Origin of the sequence: Magnetospirillum molischianum DSM 120 (assembly GCF_000294655.1) — a bacterium.
Lineage (GTDB): Bacteria > Pseudomonadota > Alphaproteobacteria > Rhodospirillales > Magnetospirillaceae > Phaeospirillum > Phaeospirillum molischianum.
On sequence record NZ_CAHP01000013.1, the window covers coordinates 1 to 18036 of the forward strand.

Annotated in this window: 13 protein-coding genes and 1 pseudogene; 5 read left to right on the forward strand and 9 right to left on the reverse strand. The window is 58.6% G+C overall.

Translation table 11 applies throughout. The annotated features are described in order from the left end of the window. The 6 genes and pseudogenes from PHAMO_RS03985 to PHAMO_RS04015 all read right to left on the reverse strand — a co-directional run. A pseudogene (locus PHAMO_RS03985) lies at window positions 1-472 on the reverse strand (IS66 family transposase); the annotation flags it as partial. 282 nt (window positions 473-754) lie between these two features. After that, window positions 755-1198 (reverse strand): helix-turn-helix domain-containing protein, encoded by a 444-nt coding sequence (locus PHAMO_RS03995; protein ID WP_002726684.1) that lies wholly within the window; start codon window positions 1196-1198, stop codon window positions 755-757. 88 nt (window positions 1199-1286) lie between these two features. Continuing rightward, window positions 1287-2204: a DUF5655 domain-containing protein gene (locus PHAMO_RS04000; RefSeq protein ID WP_002726685.1), complete on the reverse strand. Its 918-nt coding sequence runs from the start codon at window positions 2202-2204 to the stop codon at window positions 1287-1289. Between the two features lie 25 nt (window positions 2205-2229). Beyond that, complete coding sequence (locus PHAMO_RS04005; RefSeq protein WP_002726686.1) at window positions 2230-3432, reverse strand: restriction endonuclease subunit S; 1203 nt, start codon at window positions 3430-3432, stop codon at window positions 2230-2232. Then, the gene (locus PHAMO_RS04010; protein ID WP_002726687.1) at window positions 3429-4937 is read right to left on the reverse strand and encodes a type I restriction-modification system subunit M; all 1509 of its coding nucleotides are present in this window, start codon (window positions 4935-4937) and stop codon (window positions 3429-3431) included. Before PHAMO_RS04010 ends, PHAMO_RS04005 begins: the two co-directional genes overlap by 4 nt. Further along, entirely contained in the window at window positions 4938-8282 is a 3345-nt protein-coding gene (locus PHAMO_RS04015; RefSeq protein ID WP_002726688.1) for a DEAD/DEAH box helicase family protein, read from the reverse strand. A gap of 723 nt (window positions 8283-9005) precedes the next feature. Here PHAMO_RS04015 and PHAMO_RS04020 point away from each other — a divergent pair. Genes PHAMO_RS04020 through PHAMO_RS04030 form a run of 3 tightly spaced genes read left to right on the forward strand, consistent with a single transcriptional unit; the run spans window position 9006 to window position 11811 of the window. After that, window positions 9006-9857 carry a complement resistance protein TraT gene (locus PHAMO_RS04020; RefSeq protein ID WP_002726691.1) on the forward strand — a complete coding sequence of 284 codons (852 nt, stop codon included), beginning with the start codon at window positions 9006-9008 and terminating at the stop codon, window positions 9855-9857. 8 nt (window positions 9858-9865) lie between these two features. After that, entirely contained in the window at window positions 9866-11158 is a 1293-nt protein-coding gene (locus tag PHAMO_RS04025) for a caspase family protein (RefSeq protein WP_162136941.1), read from the forward strand. Window positions 11159-11160: 2 nt separating this feature from the next. Next, window positions 11161-11811, forward strand: coding sequence for a hypothetical protein (locus tag PHAMO_RS04030; RefSeq protein ID WP_155801539.1), 651 nt, complete (start codon window positions 11161-11163; stop codon window positions 11809-11811). A 183-nt stretch (window positions 11812-11994) separates the two neighbouring features. Here the strand turns inward: PHAMO_RS04030 and PHAMO_RS04035 are convergent, their stop codons facing one another. The 3 genes from PHAMO_RS04035 to pdxR form a co-directional block, all read right to left on the reverse strand. Next, window positions 11995-12762: a YggS family pyridoxal phosphate-dependent enzyme gene (locus PHAMO_RS04035; protein WP_235720786.1), complete on the reverse strand. Its 768-nt coding sequence runs from the start codon at window positions 12760-12762 to the stop codon at window positions 11995-11997. 40 nt (window positions 12763-12802) lie between these two features. Then, window positions 12803-14107: a serine hydroxymethyltransferase gene (gene glyA / locus PHAMO_RS04040; RefSeq protein WP_002726699.1), complete on the reverse strand. Its 1305-nt coding sequence runs from the start codon at window positions 14105-14107 to the stop codon at window positions 12803-12805. Window positions 14108-14258: 151 nt separating this feature from the next. Then, entirely contained in the window at window positions 14259-15749 is a 1491-nt protein-coding gene (gene pdxR / locus PHAMO_RS04045) for a MocR-like pyridoxine biosynthesis transcription factor PdxR (protein ID WP_002726701.1), read from the reverse strand. A 144-nt stretch (window positions 15750-15893) separates the two neighbouring features. Between pdxR and PHAMO_RS04050 the strand changes: the two genes are divergently transcribed. Both PHAMO_RS04050 and pdxY read left to right on the forward strand, forming a co-directional pair. Beyond that, window positions 15894-17093, forward strand: a complete 1200-nt coding sequence (locus PHAMO_RS04050) for a benzoate/H(+) symporter BenE family transporter (RefSeq protein ID WP_235720788.1) — start codon at window positions 15894-15896, stop codon at window positions 17091-17093. Further along, window positions 17093-17944 (forward strand): pyridoxal kinase, encoded by an 852-nt coding sequence (pdxY, locus tag PHAMO_RS04055; protein WP_002726705.1) that lies wholly within the window; start codon window positions 17093-17095, stop codon window positions 17942-17944. The genes PHAMO_RS04050 and pdxY overlap by 1 nt, the downstream gene beginning before the upstream one ends. Window positions 17945-18036 lie beyond the last annotated feature (92 nt).

Genomic DNA, 18036 nt, shown 5'->3' on the forward strand with positions numbered 1-18036 from the left:
TTCCCGGTGCCATCCCCGTCGGCACCTCGGCCCGGGCACGACGTCCACAGCCGCCACAGCGCCCGCCGAACAGTTCGATTCGGGTCACCACTGGGCGGATCACCGGGAGGTCGATGTGGTCGTAGCGGTGACGGCACCGCTGCCGATCCGCCGACAGCGGCATCCCGCAATGGGGGCAGACCTCGACCAGGCGGCACTCGGTTTTGTCCGGGTCCTCGGCCAATGGCCGCGATACCCCGGGGCGTGACGGACGCGGTTTCCGGGGGCGGTCCTCGTCCGGCGAACGATTCTTCCGGCCGGGGCCGTCCTTGGACGGCGGAAAATGCGAATTCGACGAGGTCTTTTTCGGCTTGCCCAGCGCCGCTTCAAGTTCGGCAATTCGGGCGGCCTGACGTTCGATCAACGCCGCCTGCTCTAACAGCAAGGCGTCCTTATCGGCGTCACTCAGGCGGTAGCGGATCGGAGACTTCATTCATCGGTTGACCCATATTCCGCGCCTCGGCGCAAGCCCTTTTGCCAACCCCGTGAGCAATTACGTCGCGACTATGAGTGTTCATCAGATCGCGTACCCGTTCCAACTGTACTCGGGTCAGGTCGGGGCGGTTGACCAACAGGTTCCGTATCCATTCATCATGGATCAGGTCGGTCCAGCGAGCACGAAACAAGTCAGCGACGGTCAGTTACATCAGCAGGTCGCGCAGCGGGGCCGGATACAGCACACAGGTGTCCAGCACGACGGTGAAGCGACCAGCCATCAATAGCCCATCCCCAGGTCCTGAGAGGCCCGAGCCAATTCGTCCAGAGCCTGGGAGCGGTCGGCATGCAGGCGACCTTTGTAGGCTTTGACATCGTGGAAGCGGACGCGGCGATGGGTGCCGACCTTGTGGAAGTCGATTTCGCCACGCTCCAGCAGCCCGATCAAATGGGGGCGCGAGACGTTGAGGAAGTCGGCGGCCTCCTGCGTCGTCATCTCGGCATGGATAGGGATCATGGTGACGGCGTTGCCTTCCGCCATCTCGGTCAGGATGTGGCTCAACAGCCGCGCCACCGACTGGGGCAGCACCAAGGTCTGGCCGTCATCCAACTGAACCCGCAACTCGCCCCTGGCATGGCCTGCCAGAATGCGCCCGGATTCCTCGGCGATCCGGGTCTCGGCTTCCGTCGGCACCACCGGGTCGTAGGCCTTCAGGTCCGACATTGATCTCTCCCGTATTTCGGTAACAGCCTGTGGCCCTTCATATGGCACCCAACCGCAATAAACGCAACAACCGAAACATCCGAAACGGTCACGACGCCTCGTAGCTGCGTTCCAACAGGGGCTTGGCCCGCTCGAAATCCTCGCGGGAGCGCAAGGTCAGTTCCAGGTCGCCGGTACCGAAATGGCCGAGTTGGCGGACATCGCGGCTAAAGCCGGGGACCAGCTCGATCTGGTCTGGATCGACCTTGATGTAGACCAGCAGTTTTCCCTGCTGGTTGTGGATTTCGACACAGGCGAAATTCTTGATGCGGCGGAAGGCGATGTAATGCTTCAGAATTTTCACCTGAACGTCATCGCCGAGCGAGATCATGAAGCTGTTCAGTGCCGCGTACAGGTCGGAGAGCGGCTGGCTGGCCTGGGCCAGATGCTGGGTTACGGTCTTGCCCCTGGTCCCGCCATTGCTGGAGCGGGGGCTTGGATCGGCCGGAAGGGTCTCGGTGGTGGAAACCGCGTTAACCAGATCGAGCAGCAGCAGATCGTCGCCATAATGGTGGTAGCGGATCAGCTCGATATTGCGGTTCATCTGCTTGACCGCGTGGGAATCGTATTTGGTGAAGTCGCCGGCGATGCACAACAGGCGCGGCGACGACCATTCCACCGACGCGGCGGCCTCCTTGCCATAGCGGTCCAGCACCAGCCATTCGAAATCCTTGCGGTGGTCCATCAGCCAGTCCAGATAGAACAAACCCTGGTTGATGACGTTCTCGTTGCTGGACCGTTTGTATTCGATGATGACCGGGCATCCGTTCTCGTCGATACCCAGCGTGTCCATCCGCCCGCCGTGGTCTTTGCCGGTACTGTATTCGCTGGCGAGGAAGCGCACCCCCAGGAAGGTCTCCAGGTGCCGCTCGATCAGGGTCTGAAGCGACTTCTCCAACGCCGCCGACTGGCCCACGATCTCGGTCGGGCCATGGGGCGCGAGGCGGAATAGCTTGATGTCGCTCATGGTGTGATCCCGTGGGGTAACCGATCTACAGCTCTCCGCGAAAGGCCCGTTGGGAGAGGGAGGCGAAGAGAGTATCGGATTGCACCGCAAGCACAGCCGCACCCCGTTTTGTCGATTGGACCCTTGCGTACAACTCGGAGAAACGCCGTTGCAGACCGATGGCGGGAACGACGATAGGAAGATCGAGAAGCTTGGCCTTAGAGATGTTGGGCATCGATCCGGCAGCTCCGTTGGCTAAACCTCGAATCCGTTCCCTCACACCAGGGTGGGTCAGTTGCGCCCACAAAAAAGGCTTATGAATCTGCTCGTTGCTCTTGGTCTGAAGCCTGAAAATCAAGTCAGGAAGCAACAACTTAGAGGGGCACTGCTCAACGAGCGCCGCAGCACCGACCAATTGATAAGTGTTTTTTCGTGAAAACAGAAGGTCTCCAGGCCGAACCTCATGGCGCGGATCAACGTCATCAAGGCTTGCAACAGCCTTACTTTCGCTGGACCGGAATACGGTTGAGGTAACCGCACTAAGCTTCAACACTCCCCATTCATCGAGAAGTGCCGCACGGTCCTGACAGCGCGGGCTGAAACCGCTATCAATGTTGCTCAGGACATCGCCGAGAGCGACAACTGGCCACTTGCGAGCATTCACAACTGGATCACCGAACATGTCCAGGAAGGCCGAGCGCAGGAAGTCGTCGGCCAGGGCGATGGCCTGTTGGCGTTTGCGGCGGATGGCATCCGCCTTGTCCAGGATGACGGCGATGCGGCGCTGTTCGTCGAGGGGCGGGCACGAAACCTCAATTTCGGCCAATGCCGAAGGTCTTGCCCGAAGAAGAGAACCGCCAACACCAGCAACCGTAGACATGAAACTGGCGTGAAATGGTGGGCTCAGCAACGTATGACGAAGATATTGAGGAAGAAACCGTTTGCTGCGATAGGGAATCCATTCACCAGACCCGATTAGTCGATAGGCATTCTTCGGCCCGACGATCCATACCCTTTGGATGTGCGGAACGATCCGAGAGATGACAACATCGTCAGGCTCAAGGAGTTGCTTCGATGACCCGATTTCAACCCCTCGAACAATCTCCGGCTGCCCCGCGTCATACGCTGGGATGCTGTAAAGTTCGAAGGTCTCATCAGGATATTTTTGAGGATCGACACTACCGCGTCGCTTGACTGCAATCTCCCCGAGGGCGATACGCGGCCATTTCCCAGCCTGAACGCTGCTCACCCCAGCATCTCCTCAAGCGCGGCCATATCGTTGGCGATATCGTCGTGGAGAGCCTTCATCCGCTCCAGAATGACCTTGGGCGGGTCGTACTCTTCTTCCTGGTGGATGGTCTCGCGGTAGCGCGACAGCGACAGATCGTATTTCTGCGCTCGGATTTCGGCGGCAGAAACGAAGAAGGCCTTGGCGGTGCGGTCCTTATCCCTGGCCGGATCACGGGATTTCCAGCGGGCCACGGCGTCGGGCAGATCGTTGTCCTTGACCGGATCGCGCTTGTCGTCGAGCGAGAAACCATCCGCCTGAACGTCATAGAAAAACACGTTGTCGGTGCGTCCACCCTTGGTGAAGACCAGGATGCCGGTGGAAACTCCGGCATAGGGCTTGAATACACCGGACGGCAGCGAGATCACCGCCTCAAGCTGGTTCTCGTCGAGCAGCATCTTGCGAAGCGCCACATGGGCGGTGCTGGAGCCGAACAGGACGCCATCGGGGACGATGGTAGCCGAGCGCCCACCCAGCTTCAGCATCCTGAGGATCAGGGCGATGAACAGCAGCTCGGTCTTCTTGGTCTTGACCTTGGCGAGCAGGCTGGGGTGGACGTCCTCATAATCCAGGCTGCCCTTGAACGGCGGGTTGGCGAGGATGAGGGTGAGCGCATCCTTGGCATGACCGGGGAAGTTCTCGGGGAAGCTGTTAGATAGGGTGTCCTGGTAATGGATATCCGGGGCCTCGACACCGTGCAGCATCAGGTTCATCGAGGCGATCCGCAGCATGGTCGAATCGAAGTCGAAGCCGTGGAACATGCCCTTACGGATATGGGCACGGTGGGGCTCCAGCAGATCGCCGGTATAGGCCTTGTTGCCCTCGGCATCGACCAGGACGCCTTTTGGCGAGGTGTATTTCTCGGTCAGGTATTCCATCACGCCAACCAGGAACCCGCCAGTGCCGCAAGCCGGGTCGCCGATCGTTTCGCGCGGGGACGGGTCGAGCAGATCAACCATGAAGCGGATGATGTGGCGGGGCGTGCGGAACTGGCCGTTGATGCCGGCGGTCGTCAGCTTCGAGAGCAGGTATTCGTAGAGGTCGCCCTTGGTGTCGGCGCTGCCCAGCGGCAGGGCGTCGATCATGGTAACCGCCGAGACCAGTAGGCTGGTCTTCTGGATCAGCAGTTGGGCGTCCTTCATGTACTCGCCGAAGGTCGTTTCCTCCACCCCGGTGGTGCGGAAATGGGGAAACACCTGATCGCGGACCAGGGGCAACATCTGGGCACCGCCCAGGTTCTTGAAGTGCGACCAGCGCAGATCCTGCTGATCGGGGCCGAACAGACGGCGAAAGGGCTTGCCGGTGCGGCCAGCGGTGCGTTCGTTCCGTTGCTCGGTGATGTCGAGCAGGCGGGCGAACATCAGGAAGGTGATCTGTTCGATGACGGTCAGCGGGTTGGTGATGCCGCCGGTCCAAAACTCCGTCCACAGGCGATCGATCTGACTCTTCAACTCTCCGGTGATCATTTAGGCGGTGGGTCTTTCAGGAAGGAAGGTCTCGATGACCCGCAGCAGGTGGTCGCGCTGGACATCGTCCGGGAATATGCCATCAATGCCATCGGCATCGAGGTAGGTGAAGGGGGCTTCGACCAGCCGGTCGAATTCGATGGCTCCGTTTTGGGCGATATGGTTCTGAAGCAGTTGCAGAAATTGGGTCTGCTCCGCCGTCAGACTGGGATAGGCCAGAACGAAACGGGTAAAATGCCCCTTTACCGCCTCGGCGTCGAGACCGACGATGCGGCGGATCAGCAAATCCAGATGGCCGGCGGCATCGGGGTAGAACTCGGCGAGCAAGGTCAGATCGATGTCGGGGCGGCGGGTCAGCACCAGCGAGACCAGGGCGTCGAGGTCGGCCTGGGTTACGGTTTGCCCCGCCCTGATCTTCTTCAAGGTCGGGTCGGTTTCGAACAGTTCGTGCAAGGCCTCTTCGACCCGCACCCGATAGGCCGCGAAATCGACCGAACGGATGTTCGACGTGCGCTGACCTCCCTCGATCAGGCCCCCGTCCTCCTCGACATCGTAGATGCGGATGACGTGGCCCGGCCCGGTGCCGTTGGTCTGGCGGTATTGCATGATGCCGCGCAAATCCTGGCGCAGCTCCTCCAACTGGGCGGGGGTGACCGTGCCCCAGAAGGCCGGGTCCTTCACCTTGCGGATCGAGGCGGCCTTGGCCCGCACCTGATTGAGGGTGACCTGAAGCGCATTGACCGCGTTGACCAGATCGCCCTTCAGGTTCTGGAACTCGGCCGAGCGGGTGATCAGCGCCGTCTGCATGCCGGTGACCAGAAGATCGAAGGCGAGCGCGTCGGAATGGCCGCGGACGTTGACCCACTGCATCAGGGGGGCGATGCGGGTGCGCAAAATCTGCTGAGTGGTGGGGGTGAACGCGCTGACCACGCCCTCAACCAACACCGCGTGAACGTCCCGCCAATGCTCGCGAACCGAGATGCTGTCTTCCGGCAAAGCCCGAACATCGGCCTCGATCAGCGCGGCAGTGGCGTTGAAGGTGTCGAGGTCCATCGCGGTCAGTGCCGTCACGGCGAGAGTTAACCGCGCCTCGAACACCAGACGCATCAGGGGCCGCGAGACCGAGGGTTCCGCCTCGGGCCGGTTCTGCTCGAAATACTCGAAATTGCCCCAGTGATCGAAGATGCGAAACACGGTCTTGTCCTGGCCCGGACCGAACAGATTTTCGCACAGGCGGGTGCCGCGCCCGATCATCTGCCAGAACTTGACCTTGGACTTCACCGGCTTGGCGAACACCAGATTGACGATCTCGGGCACGTCGATGCCGGTGTCGAGCATATCAACCGAGATGGCGATGGTCAGTTCGTCATTGGTGCCCTCGCCCTTGAAATCGTCGATCAGAGCCTCGGCCCGAGGGTTGTAGGTGTCGATCACCTGACAGAACCGGCCCCCATATTGGGGATACATGTCGTCGAACAACTTACCCAGCAGGATGGCATGGTGGTGGTTGCGGGCAAAGATCACCGACTTGCCCACGGTCTGGCCGGTGGCGTCGCGGATGCCGTTTTCCATCAGGTTGCGGATGATCAGCCGCTCGGTGTCCTTGTTGAACACCAGCTTGCTGACATCCTCCGCCTCGTGGTTCACCATGGCGGGGTCGATGTCGCCGTCCTCGATCTGGCGGCGCTGCTCCTCCGACATTTCGGCATACTTGATGCCGTCGCGCAGAAACTGGGTGGTGTGCGTGAAAACCTCGTAAGGAGTCAGCCATTTCTCGCTGACGGCCCGTTCCAGCGAGTAGAACGCAGTCGGGTCTTGGTTGCGGCAGCCGAACAGGTCGAAGGTGTTGCGCGAGATGAACTCGACCGGGGTGGCGGTCAGCCCCACCTGGAGGGCATCGAAATAGCGGAACAGGTCGCCATAGACGTTATAGACGCTGCGGTGGCTCTCGTCGGCGATGATCAGGTCGAAGAAGCCGACGTCGAAGGTCTGGAACACGTTCATCATCGACGGATAGGTCGCAACGTAGATCCGGCGGTTCCGATCCTTGGCGGTTCTGGCATTAACGACGGTAAGCGGCTCTCCGGACAGATGGTCGGTGAAGGCGTTCTTGGCTTGGCGCCGCAATTCGTTGCGGTCGCACAGGAACAGCACCCGCTTCACCCAGTTGGCCCTGATCAGCAGATCAACCAAGGCGATGGCGACCCTGGTCTTGCCCGTCCCGGTGGCCTGGACGATCAGCGCCTTGGTCCGCTTGCGGCTGAAGGTCTCGGTCAGCTGTTTGATGGTCTCGATCTGGTAAAGACGCCCGGCGATGGCCGGATTGACGGTCAGCGTGTCCAACGGCTTCTTGGCATTTCGCCGGAAGCGGACCAGATGCTGAAGGCTGTCTTTGGAGTAAAAGCCGAACACTTGGCGGGGCGGGTAGCCACCGGCGTCATCCCACAGCCAGATGTCGTATCCGTTGGTGGTGAAGATCGCGGGGCGTAGGCCGTGGGCCGTCTCCAGGGCGTTGGCGTAAAGTTCAGCCTGCTTGCGACCCATTTCCGAATCGACCGAGGTCTTCTTCGCTTCGATCACCGCGAGCGGCTTGCCGTCCTCGTCCCACAAGACATAATCAGCAAAGCCGGTTCCGGAGTCGGTGGGCTGGTCGCGCAGTTCGACCTCCTGGCCCACGTCGGCGGTGTCGGCACCATTGGCCCCGACCGTCCAGCCCACATCGGCCAAGGCCACATCGATCAGCCGGTGCCGCGTGGTGGCCTCGTCGAACTTCAGAACGTCGGCAACTCGCTGCCCTTGCGCCTTGGCGTCCGCCCGGACCTCCAGCGCGTCATAGGCCTGCTTGAGGGCATCGCGTTCCGCCACCAGGGCGGCAAGCTGTTGTTCCAGGGACTCGCGGTCCGCACCGCTCTCCGCCTTGTCCCGAGGTTCGGGAACGGGCCTGAACGGGGGAAGCTGGTCTGGCTTGGCCCCCTGGAACCGCACCAGGAACCAATGCCCGAGTTGGGCCGCTTCCTCCAGAACCCAAGCCGCCCTGCTGGTGTCTATGACTTGCCCGTGGGCCGCCTTGTTGCCTTCTCTGCGCAGGATGTGGAGCTTGTCGAGGATGACCTTGGGAAGAGCCTGCTTGAACTCGGACGCAGAGATCAAAGCATCGAAGTGCTGGTCTTCCGGCCGCTTCAGTCGCAGTTCCCAATAGATGGCCTTGGTCAGCTGCTCACCGAAGATACGCAGCTTGGTTAGCGCACTTGTCGGGTCTGAATGCAGGTAATGTTCGGCGAAACCACCCAGTTCAGCCAGGGCCGGACGGTGGCCGCGCAAATTCTCGAAATTGACCGACTGCATGTTGCCCGACCGCTCCCCTGACAGCAGACACCGCCACCCATGCGATCAAACATATAACAGGGCTCAACGCAAGGCAGACCATGCCGCTTATCTGCTTCTGAACATTAATGGCATGTAAGCCCTATCGCGACGGCCAGTGTTGGGAAGACATTCACCGGACTCTGTGCGTTCTGCGTTTCTGTCCAAAACGACCACAGGCCCCCACGTTACGTCGATGACGTTCAGCATCTACTATCTGTACTCAGACCCAGAACATCAACAAGAAGATGAAAATACATTTCATTACGGTGAAATACCTAATAGCGTAATTTGAAATTAAATATGAAAAACTATTAATATTTTTTATTAAATAAACACATATTTTTTGTTTTTATTAAAAATATTATGATTTTGTTTGGAATCAAATCCGTCCAACATTAGCGTATACATTACAAATAAAAAGAAACTATTGATGAATTTACCCCCCATCGCACCATCAGGAGATCATTCACTCGATAGACTAGGCAAAGCCAAGCTAGGGATTGATCTGGCTGCGTTAAACGGTAATCTACCAAAGGGAGATCCGTGCTCCAGGCAAATACCGCTGCCACAGACCCCACCATCTAGCGTCAGTCGGTGGCGTGTCAGAGAGGGATTTGATGTGAGAGCGCAGAGGCAGGAAAGAAGCCGTGATCTGGCACGTTGAATGTATGGCCCGGAAAGGCTGTCTAGAAGGGGGTAGAAATGTTGAATAAGCTGAATGCTGTTCGCTTGCGGCGCTCTTTGGTTGTCTTTGGGGCAGCGATCATGCTTGCATCGTGCCAGGCAGCCACGACAATGCTGGATAAACAAGATCTCGACATCCAAACCCATATGAGCGAGACGATATTCCTCGACCCCGTCGCGCCAAATAAAAAAGTGATCTATGTTTCCGTCCGAAACACGTCAGACCATCCAGAGCTGGACCTGAAGTCACAGATCATCATGAAGCTGACCGCGCGTGGCTATACGGTCGTGGAGGATCCCAAAGCTGCACATTTTCTGATGCAGTTGAATATTATCCAGGCTGGACCTGTCGATCCGCAGAAAAAGAATTCTTTCTTATCAAGCGGCTACGGTTCCGCACTTGAGAGCGCAGTTACCGGCGCGGCAGCAGGGGCGCTGACGACATACGCAACGGGAAGCACTGCCGCTGGCGTCGGAGTCGGTGCCGGAATCGGTATCGGCAGCTTCATTGCCGATCGTCTGGTCAAAGATGTCTTCTTCACAGTGGTCGCCGACATCCAGATCTCAGTTCGTCCCGAGAAGGGAACGAGCGTCAAGGAAACAACAACGACCGCACGCCTGAGCGGAAACGCGTCCCGAAAAGATCAAGGCAACAAAGGAGTCGGGGCTTCGGAAAGCGTGACGTCTCGCGATCTCAACCTGTCTTCCAGTTCCAATGGGCGGACGCAATCCGTGGAATCAAACTCTGAATTCATCAAGTACAATGTCCGCGACGTCGCCTATGCCAACCAAGTCAATCTAAAATGGGAAAATGCGTCTCCCGTTCTTATCGATAGAATATCTTCAAGCGTTGCCAACTTGTACGAATGAGGCATAACTTGAAGCAAGTCATCTACGTCTGCTTGCTAATGATGACCTGTTTCGTCTCCGCTGCCTCGGCGGCGGAGACTCGGGTTGCTCTCGTCATCGGCAACGGAGCCTATCGGAACGCTCCCACCCTACGGAACCCCGCCGCCGACGCGACCGCCGTCGCAACTGCGTTGCGTCGATTACACTTTAACGTTGTCCTGGGCACTGATCTTGACCAGCAGGCGATGATTAGCAAGCTGCGGATATTTCGGCAAGCATCTGAAAACGCAGAAATCGCAATCATCTACTATTCGGGACACGGCATACAAGTCGCGGGAGAGAACTGGCTGCTACCTGTATCCGCTAAATTGGAAAGCGATCGAGATCTGCAATATGAGGCGGTCAGGGTCGACTCCGTTTTGGAAGAGACCATGGGAGCCAAGAACTTGCGTGTGTTCGTGATTGACGCGTGTCGTGACAATCCATTCAAACAGAGCCTTGCCAGATCAATGGGAGCAACACGTTCGGCGGCGATTGGACGCGGACTCGCTCGTTCCGAACCAAAAATCAGAGGAACTCTAATAGCTTATGCAACCAAGGCTGACGATGTTGCCAGCGACGGAATAGGAAACAACAGTCCTTTCACCTCGGCTTTCCTAAAGCATGTCGAGACACCGGGTGTTGACGTGCGTCTGGTCTTTGGGAAAATCCGCGATAGCGTCATGGCGGAAACCGCTGGAGCGCAAGAGCCTGCAATATATGCCTCGCTCGGTGGCGATCCGATCTATCTCAATCCTGCGGTAACGCAAGGCGCTCCTTCGACGGCAGATTCCACATCGACGGAAATCGTATTTTGGAACTCTATAAAAGATGAAAATAATCCCGGTTCTTTTTTAGAGTATAAAAGGCAATACCCGAGCGGCCGATTCATAGGCTTGGCTGATATCAAGCTGAAGCAATTAGCAGAGAAATCGTCCTCCACCCCGTCAAAATCAGCCGACGGAACGATAATGGGTCAAGTCTCATCATATTCGCCTGACGGCTGGCCGGTTATTGGCGGCAAAGTGGTTCGGCTTTATGGCGTTCAATCATTTCCAATCAAAAACATCGAATTCTTTAAGTGGTTCAGCACGAATTTCTCGACAATCGTCTGCCAACCTCGTCCGGGAGACAGTTATCGCTGCCTAAATCAGGACAATATAGACCTTTCTCAGGCCATCCTCTTGAATGGTGGAAGTCGAGCCACAAAGGATGCCATTACAGAATATCGAGAAATTGAAAATCGTGCAAAAAAAGAGAAGCGGGGAATATGGAAGGGATAGATATGAAGCCTATATTAATATTAATTGCAATAACCGCCCTTCTCTCCGGCTGCGGAACAGCAACAAAATTTGCACAACTCAACCCGGAAATTGAAAAAAAACTCATAGAAGACCTAAAGAAAGGCAATGCTGTTCTTGATTGTGGAATGTCGTGCGAAGGATCGTGGTCAGATGCGTCCAGCCGCATGTTTAATTTATACAGTGCCGCTTCCTGGGAAAATCTAGGACTGACGGTAATGCAAATTGGTCGGCGGCGGGACTTGGGTTATTTCTACCTGGGGGCGGCTGCCGCCGGGTTGGGTGCCCATGAGGCCGCCGTCAAGTATTATCGCATGTCGGGCGCCCTGGCGACAGATTACCAAGAGACATTCAAATGCACCGGAGTCAACATCAAGGTATTGCTTGGCGACGACTGCAATGGCTTTATCTTGCCACGTGATATTTACAAGCCTCTATGGGCATCTGAGGCGATCATCGTCTCACAAAAACCGAAACTACCTTCGGCTTCCGCTGGAGTGAAAACACAGGAAACGACGAAACGTCCCAAGAAAAGGAACACATCCAGCGCCTCTCCCCAGCAGGGAGACCCGCCGCAGGAAATTGCTTCCGCTGCCAGTGACGGCTGGATCACTCCGCCGCCAGTAACCAGATGACAGCGCCGATGGCACGTTAAACATCAAGTCGGCTCGACGAATTATAGCAACCGGCCAACGGGGCAAATCCAGGGTTGGCCGGTATTATATAAAAGCCTTGAATTCTCGCTTCGGTGTCGAAGACACATAACCGGAGAAGCGCTCTCCACTCTCTCCGGGCACGTCCACTTCTAAACCAAGCCCTCACATGAGGCCGGGCCAATAGAAGGAATCATCGGTTGGTCGCTTGCCAAAGATAGCCTGTCCAACTCGCACGACATTGGCACCTTCCTCAATGGCGGCCTCATAGTCCCCCGACATACCCATCGAAAGTTGCGTAAGGTCAGGGTGAACGGTGACGGCACGGTCCCGCAGGCGACGCAACAGACGGAAGCATGCTCGCACGCGCTCGGTATCCGCGCTGAAGATCGCGAGCGTCATCAACCCTTGGGGTTTCAGCCGGGGATATGCGGAGAGGCGTTCGACGAATGGCAGGAGATCATCGGGATGCAGACCGTATTTGCTGGCCTCGCCAGAAGTGTTGACCTGCACGAACACATCGAGATCCCGCCCCTGAGCCTCAAGGCGACGATTCAGTTCCTCCGCCAGCCGGAAGCTATCGAGCGCATAAAACGCCGACGCAAACCGAACGATATACTTCACCTTGTTCGTCTGGAGATGACCGATGATGCTCCAACGGATCGCCAGATCGGCCAGGGCCGTCTGCTTGTCGCGCGCCTCCTGAAGCTTGTTCTCGCCGAAGTCAGAAATGCCCGCCGCGAAGGCGAAGCGGAGGATATGAGCGGGAACCGTCTTGGTGACGGGGAGCAGCCGCACATCGCCGAGAGGGCGGCCACTGCGAAGGCAAGCCTCAGCGATACGCTCTTGCACGGCTTTCAAATTCGCCGCGAACGCCACGGTGGGATCATTGCCGAAACGTGCGATGTCCTCGGGCGAAAGATCGACCTTCAAAGGTGAAGTCATATCAGAACAGGCTCCCGCATCATGACGATCAGTAGGGTAGCGGGAAGCGCGCGACGAGATTGCGCACCTGCCCGTTAATCTGCTGTCGGTCGGCGTCGAGCGATCCCCCCCGAACGGCGTGAAGCGTGTCGAGAATAAGACCCGCGATACGGCGATACTCGTCGGCACCGAAGCCACGCGAGGTTCCTGCGGCACTCCCGACCCGGATTCCGGATGTCACCATCGGCTTTTCGGGATCGTTCGGGATGGCATTTTTGTTAAGGGTTATGCCGACCGACTCAAGAGCCTTTTCGGCAACATTGCCAGTCACGCCGAGGGGGCGCAGATCGACCACGGCCAGATGGCAATCCGTGCCGCCCGACGTGATCTTCAGCCCGCCCTCGGCGAGACTCTGTGCGAGAACGCGACAGTTCTCCACGACACGCTGCGCATAGATCTTGAAAGAGGGGTGCAAAGCCTCGTCAAACGCCACGGCTTTCGCCGCGATGACATGCATGAGGGGGCCGCCCTGAAGGCCAGGGAACATCGCCGAATTGATCTTCTTCGCAAGCTCAGCGTCATTGGTCAGCACGAACCCGCCCCGCGGCCCACGCAGCGTCTTATGGGTGGTCGAGGTGACGACATCGGCGAAGGGCACCGGAGACGGATAGACGTCGCCCGCGACCAGTCCCGCGAAATGTGCCATATCGACCATCAGGATTGCGCCCACCTCGTCCGCGATCTGGCGGAAGCGCGGGAAATCCAGTCGGCGGGGATACGCTGATCCTCCCGCGATCAGGAGCTTGGGGCGATGTTGACGCGCCAGCTCGGCAACCTGATCCATGTCGATGAGATGGCTGTCCGCCCCGACGCCATAGCTGACGACATTGAACCATCGCCCGGACATATTGACCGGCGCACCATGCGTGAGATGGCCGCCCGCTTTCAGATCAAGACCGAGGATCGTATCGCCGGGATTAAGCAGCGCGAGGAAAACAGCCTGATTGGCCTGGCTGCCCGAATGCGGCTGGACATTGGCATAGGCGCTGCCGAAGAGTTGCTTCAAGCGCTCAATGGCCAAGTCTTCGACCACATCGACATTGACACAGCCTCCATAATAGCGCCGGTGGGGATAGCCTTCCGCATACTTGTTGGTGAGAATCGAGCCTTGGGCTTCCAGAACGGCGCGGCTAACGAAGTTCTCCGAAGCGATCAGCTCAATGGAATTGCACTGACGATCCCGTTCGTCCGCAATGGCGGCGAATACGGCATTGTCGGCGTTAGACAGGTCGGCACTGTTGATGCCTCCATCTGCTGTCAGTTGACACAAGGTCTGCGGGGTCGATGTTTTCATCGCTCATCTCCTTCACGGTTCCGGCAAATGTTCCTCCCAGTCCTATCATGTGAGTGGTCTGGTTCTCCCATCCACTTAACAAATATGGTCCAGACCAATTTCCGCCGTGGCGGTGACACCGGACGGGTCAAGACGCCATGGAGAGCATGACCTAACCGCCCTTCACCATATGAAGTGCGTTTGCCAGCTTCCTGACCGCGACCTCTAATTCAGACGGAGTGTAGGCGGCAAAGCCCATTAGGAAACCAGCCTTGCCGCCGCCAACGGCATGAAGTGCCGATAATCCCAACAGCTCAATGCCAACACGCCGCGCGGCGTCGATAGCCGCCCGCTCGGAAATGTCGCAGGTCAGCAAACAAGGCATTTGCAGCCCCCCGATGGGGACGCGGGGTTCGACAAATTCGGAAAGATGGGTGTGAACCAGCCTGGCCAACACGTCGAGTCGCTGCGCGTAGATTCCCCGCATGGCACGGACATGCGCCCCGAAATGTCCGCCGTCCATGAACCGGGCCAGCGTCAGTTGCGCAATGGAAGCGGTATGTCCGTCAAGCAGCGTGCGCGCGACCGTCATGGGCTTCACCAATTGCGGCGGCAGGACAACGTAGCCTATCCGCAAACCTGGAAAGAGGGACTTGGTGAAGGTGCCGATGTAGATCGTCCGATCATGTGGGTCGAGACCCTGCACGCAAGCCGTGGGCTTGCCTGCGTAATGGAACTCGCTGTCGTAATCGTCCTCGATGATCCATGCCTGATGCCGGGCCGCCCATTCGATCAGCGCCAGACGGCGATCCAGTGCCAGCGTTGCGCCGGTCGGGAACTGGTGCGAGGGGGTAAGGAATACAGCCTTGGCTCGTCGAGGATCGTCCATGATCCGTTCGACCACGATCCCTTGACGGTCGACGCAAACCGGCACGCATTCCAGCCCCGCAGCATCGAATGCCTTGCGTGCACCATAATAGGCCGGATCTTCAATGAAGATCCGATCACCTGGATCGAGCAGCATGTTCGCACAGAGCGTCATTGCCTGCTGCGAACTGGTGAGAACAAGCACGCGGTCGGCGGTGGCGCGCGCTCCACGTTCGAGATTCACATAATCCGCAATCGCCCGACGCAGCGCCTCGGCGCCTTGCGGGTCGCCATGATGGAGCGCCGATGTGCCAAGCTCTTTAAGCACCTGCCGTTCCAGTCGTTCCCATAGCTGAAGCGGGAAAGAGCGCGTTTCCGGCACACCGTGCGCGAACGGCCGGGGAGACAGCATTTCGCGCACGCCTCCGCTCTGGAACATGCCATTTCCACGCTTGCTGAGGTTCGGAGCCTGGTTGCGCAAGAGCGCATCGCGTTGCGAAATTCGGCGGCCGGGCGTGAACTCGGTCATTTCCGAGACGAAACTGCCACTGCCGACACGTCGCTCGATGAACCCTTCGGCGTGAAGCTGCGCATAAGCGGCCTCTATCGTGTCACGGGACACACCAAGCGATTTAGCCAGTGCGCGCGAAGCGGGCAGCGGCTTACCCGGACCGAGCGCGCCGTCGAGGATCAATTGCCGGATCGCACGTTGTATCCGTGCATGCAACGGCATCGCCGCATGTGCGGGATGAGCAAGCCATGCCGTCACGGATTCGAGTTGGGAATGCCTGAACAAATGGTCTGGCTCCATCGATAAAAGTGGCGGGGAATAGCAGGCCATTGACCCGCTATAAGTCAAGGCATGTTTTTCGGCCTCGCGCCCGTTTTCAGGAGATCGGTCAAAGCCATGCCCTCCAGTCCACCATCATCGTCCCTTCGGTTGAATGACCTCACCCACCCCATCGTCGCGGGGCTGATCTCCGTCATCGTCAATTATGGCGGCACGTTCATTCTGGTGTTTCAGGCCGCGCACGTTGCCGGTCTGAGCCCCGAACTTACGGCATCCTGGGTGTGGTCGGTCTCGATTGGCGTAGGCTTGACGGGCCTTCTCCTAAGTTGGCGCTATCGCGAACCGATCATCACGGCCTGGTCCACACCGGCAGCGGCCTTCCTCGTGACCGCGCTCGCCACGACCTCCTATGCCGAAGCTGTCGGGGCCTACATCATTTCGGCCGTTGCCTTCATCCTGCTCGGGGTGTCGGGTTATTTCGAGAAAGTCATCCGGCTTATCCCGCCCGGTATCGCCTCGGGTCTGCTTGCGGGCATCCTGCTGCAATTCGGCATCGGAGCCTTCGGCGGCGCGAGTGTCGATCCAATGCTGGTCGGCCTGCTGATTGTTGCCTATGTGCTGCTGAAGCGCGTCTCCGCGCGCTATGCCGTCGTCGGCATATTCTTGATCGGCCTCGTCTTTCTACTTTTGCAAGATCGCGTCGATCTTTCCGGGCTGCGACTGGAGTTCGCCGCGCCAGTCTTCACCATGCCGGCGTTTTCGCTGAACGCTCTTCTGAGCGTCGCGCTGCCGCTATTCCTCATTACGCTGACCGGCCAATACATGCCGGGGATGCTGGTCCTGCGGAATGACGGCTTCAAGACCAGCGCCAATCCAATCGTCACGGTGACGGGGATTGGCTCGCTCATCATGGCCCCGTTCGGCTCACACGCCTTCAACATCGCGGCAATCACGGCAGCCATCGCCACGGGCAGAGAGGCGCATGAAGACCCTTCGAAGCGCTGGATTTCCGGGATCGCGGCCGGTGTGTTCTACATGCTGGTCGGCGTGTTTGGGGTGACGCTCGCGGCCGTCTTCATGGCCTTTCCCGCGACCTTCATCACCACGTTGGCAGGTTTGGCGCTGCTTGGCACCATCGGAGGAAGCCTTGCCGGAGCCATGGCGGAACCATCTTCTCGCGAGGCTGCGTTGATAACCTTCCTGGCTTCGGCTGCGAACATCAACATGCTGGGCGTCGGTGGAGCGTTCTGGGGGCTGGTAATCGGCCTTGTGGCCTACATGATGCTGAATGGTCGGCTACCCCGGCGGCAACGTGTCGAACTTGCAGCCAACGGGAGCCCGGCCGAGTGATGACAATGCCAACCTCTATCATCTCCATCCAGAGCCAGGTCGTGCACGGACATGTCGGCAACAGCGCCGCAATCCTGCCCATGCAGGCGCGCGGGCTGAATGTCGCGGCGGTGCCGACAACCCTGCTGTCCAACCATCCCGGTTACGAGACCATGCGCGGCCGTGTTCTCGAACCGGAACTTGTCGGCGACCTGCTGCGCGGGGTCGAGGAACGAGGGCTGATCGAGACGAGCCGCTACATTGTCTCGGGCTATCTGGGGTCCCGCGCGAATGGCGAGGTGGTCGCGGCCTTCGTCGAGCGGGCGCGGCAACTCAACCCGAACATCGTCTATATCTGCGATCCGGTCATGGGTGATTCCAACCTTGGAGTCTTTGTGGCCGATCAAGTGATCGGATGCCTGCTCGACCGGCTCGTGCCGCTTGCCGACCTCCTGACGCCCAATCAATTCGAGCTTGGCCTGATGACACAAAGCCAGCCTGCTTCCTGGCTGGAGCTGGCGGCGGCGGCAGGAAAGATACAGGCGCTACGCGGCGCACGGCTGATCGTCACCGGCTGCGCTTTCCCGGACACGCCGGACGACTCACTTGAGAATGCAGTCTTCGAAGGCGATGAAACGACACGCCTGATATCGCCCCGCCTGCCCATCGTGCCAGTCGGCACGGGCGATCTCTACACCGGCCTCGTGACCGCCAACCTCGCACTTGGCCTCACACTCGTTGAAGCCGCGCGCGATGCCGCCACAATCGTGTTCGACGTGCTCGGCCGCACCATCGTCGCAGGCGAACATGAAATGCAGCTCGGCAGCGTCATCGACGCTCTGCTGCCTGCGCGCAAAGAGGATAAGCAATGACCCTGTTCAATAACGATGCCTTGATTGCGGCACAGGCTTCGGCTCGTGGCACCCTTCCCCACACCGTTCAACCCAACACGTCCACCGTCACC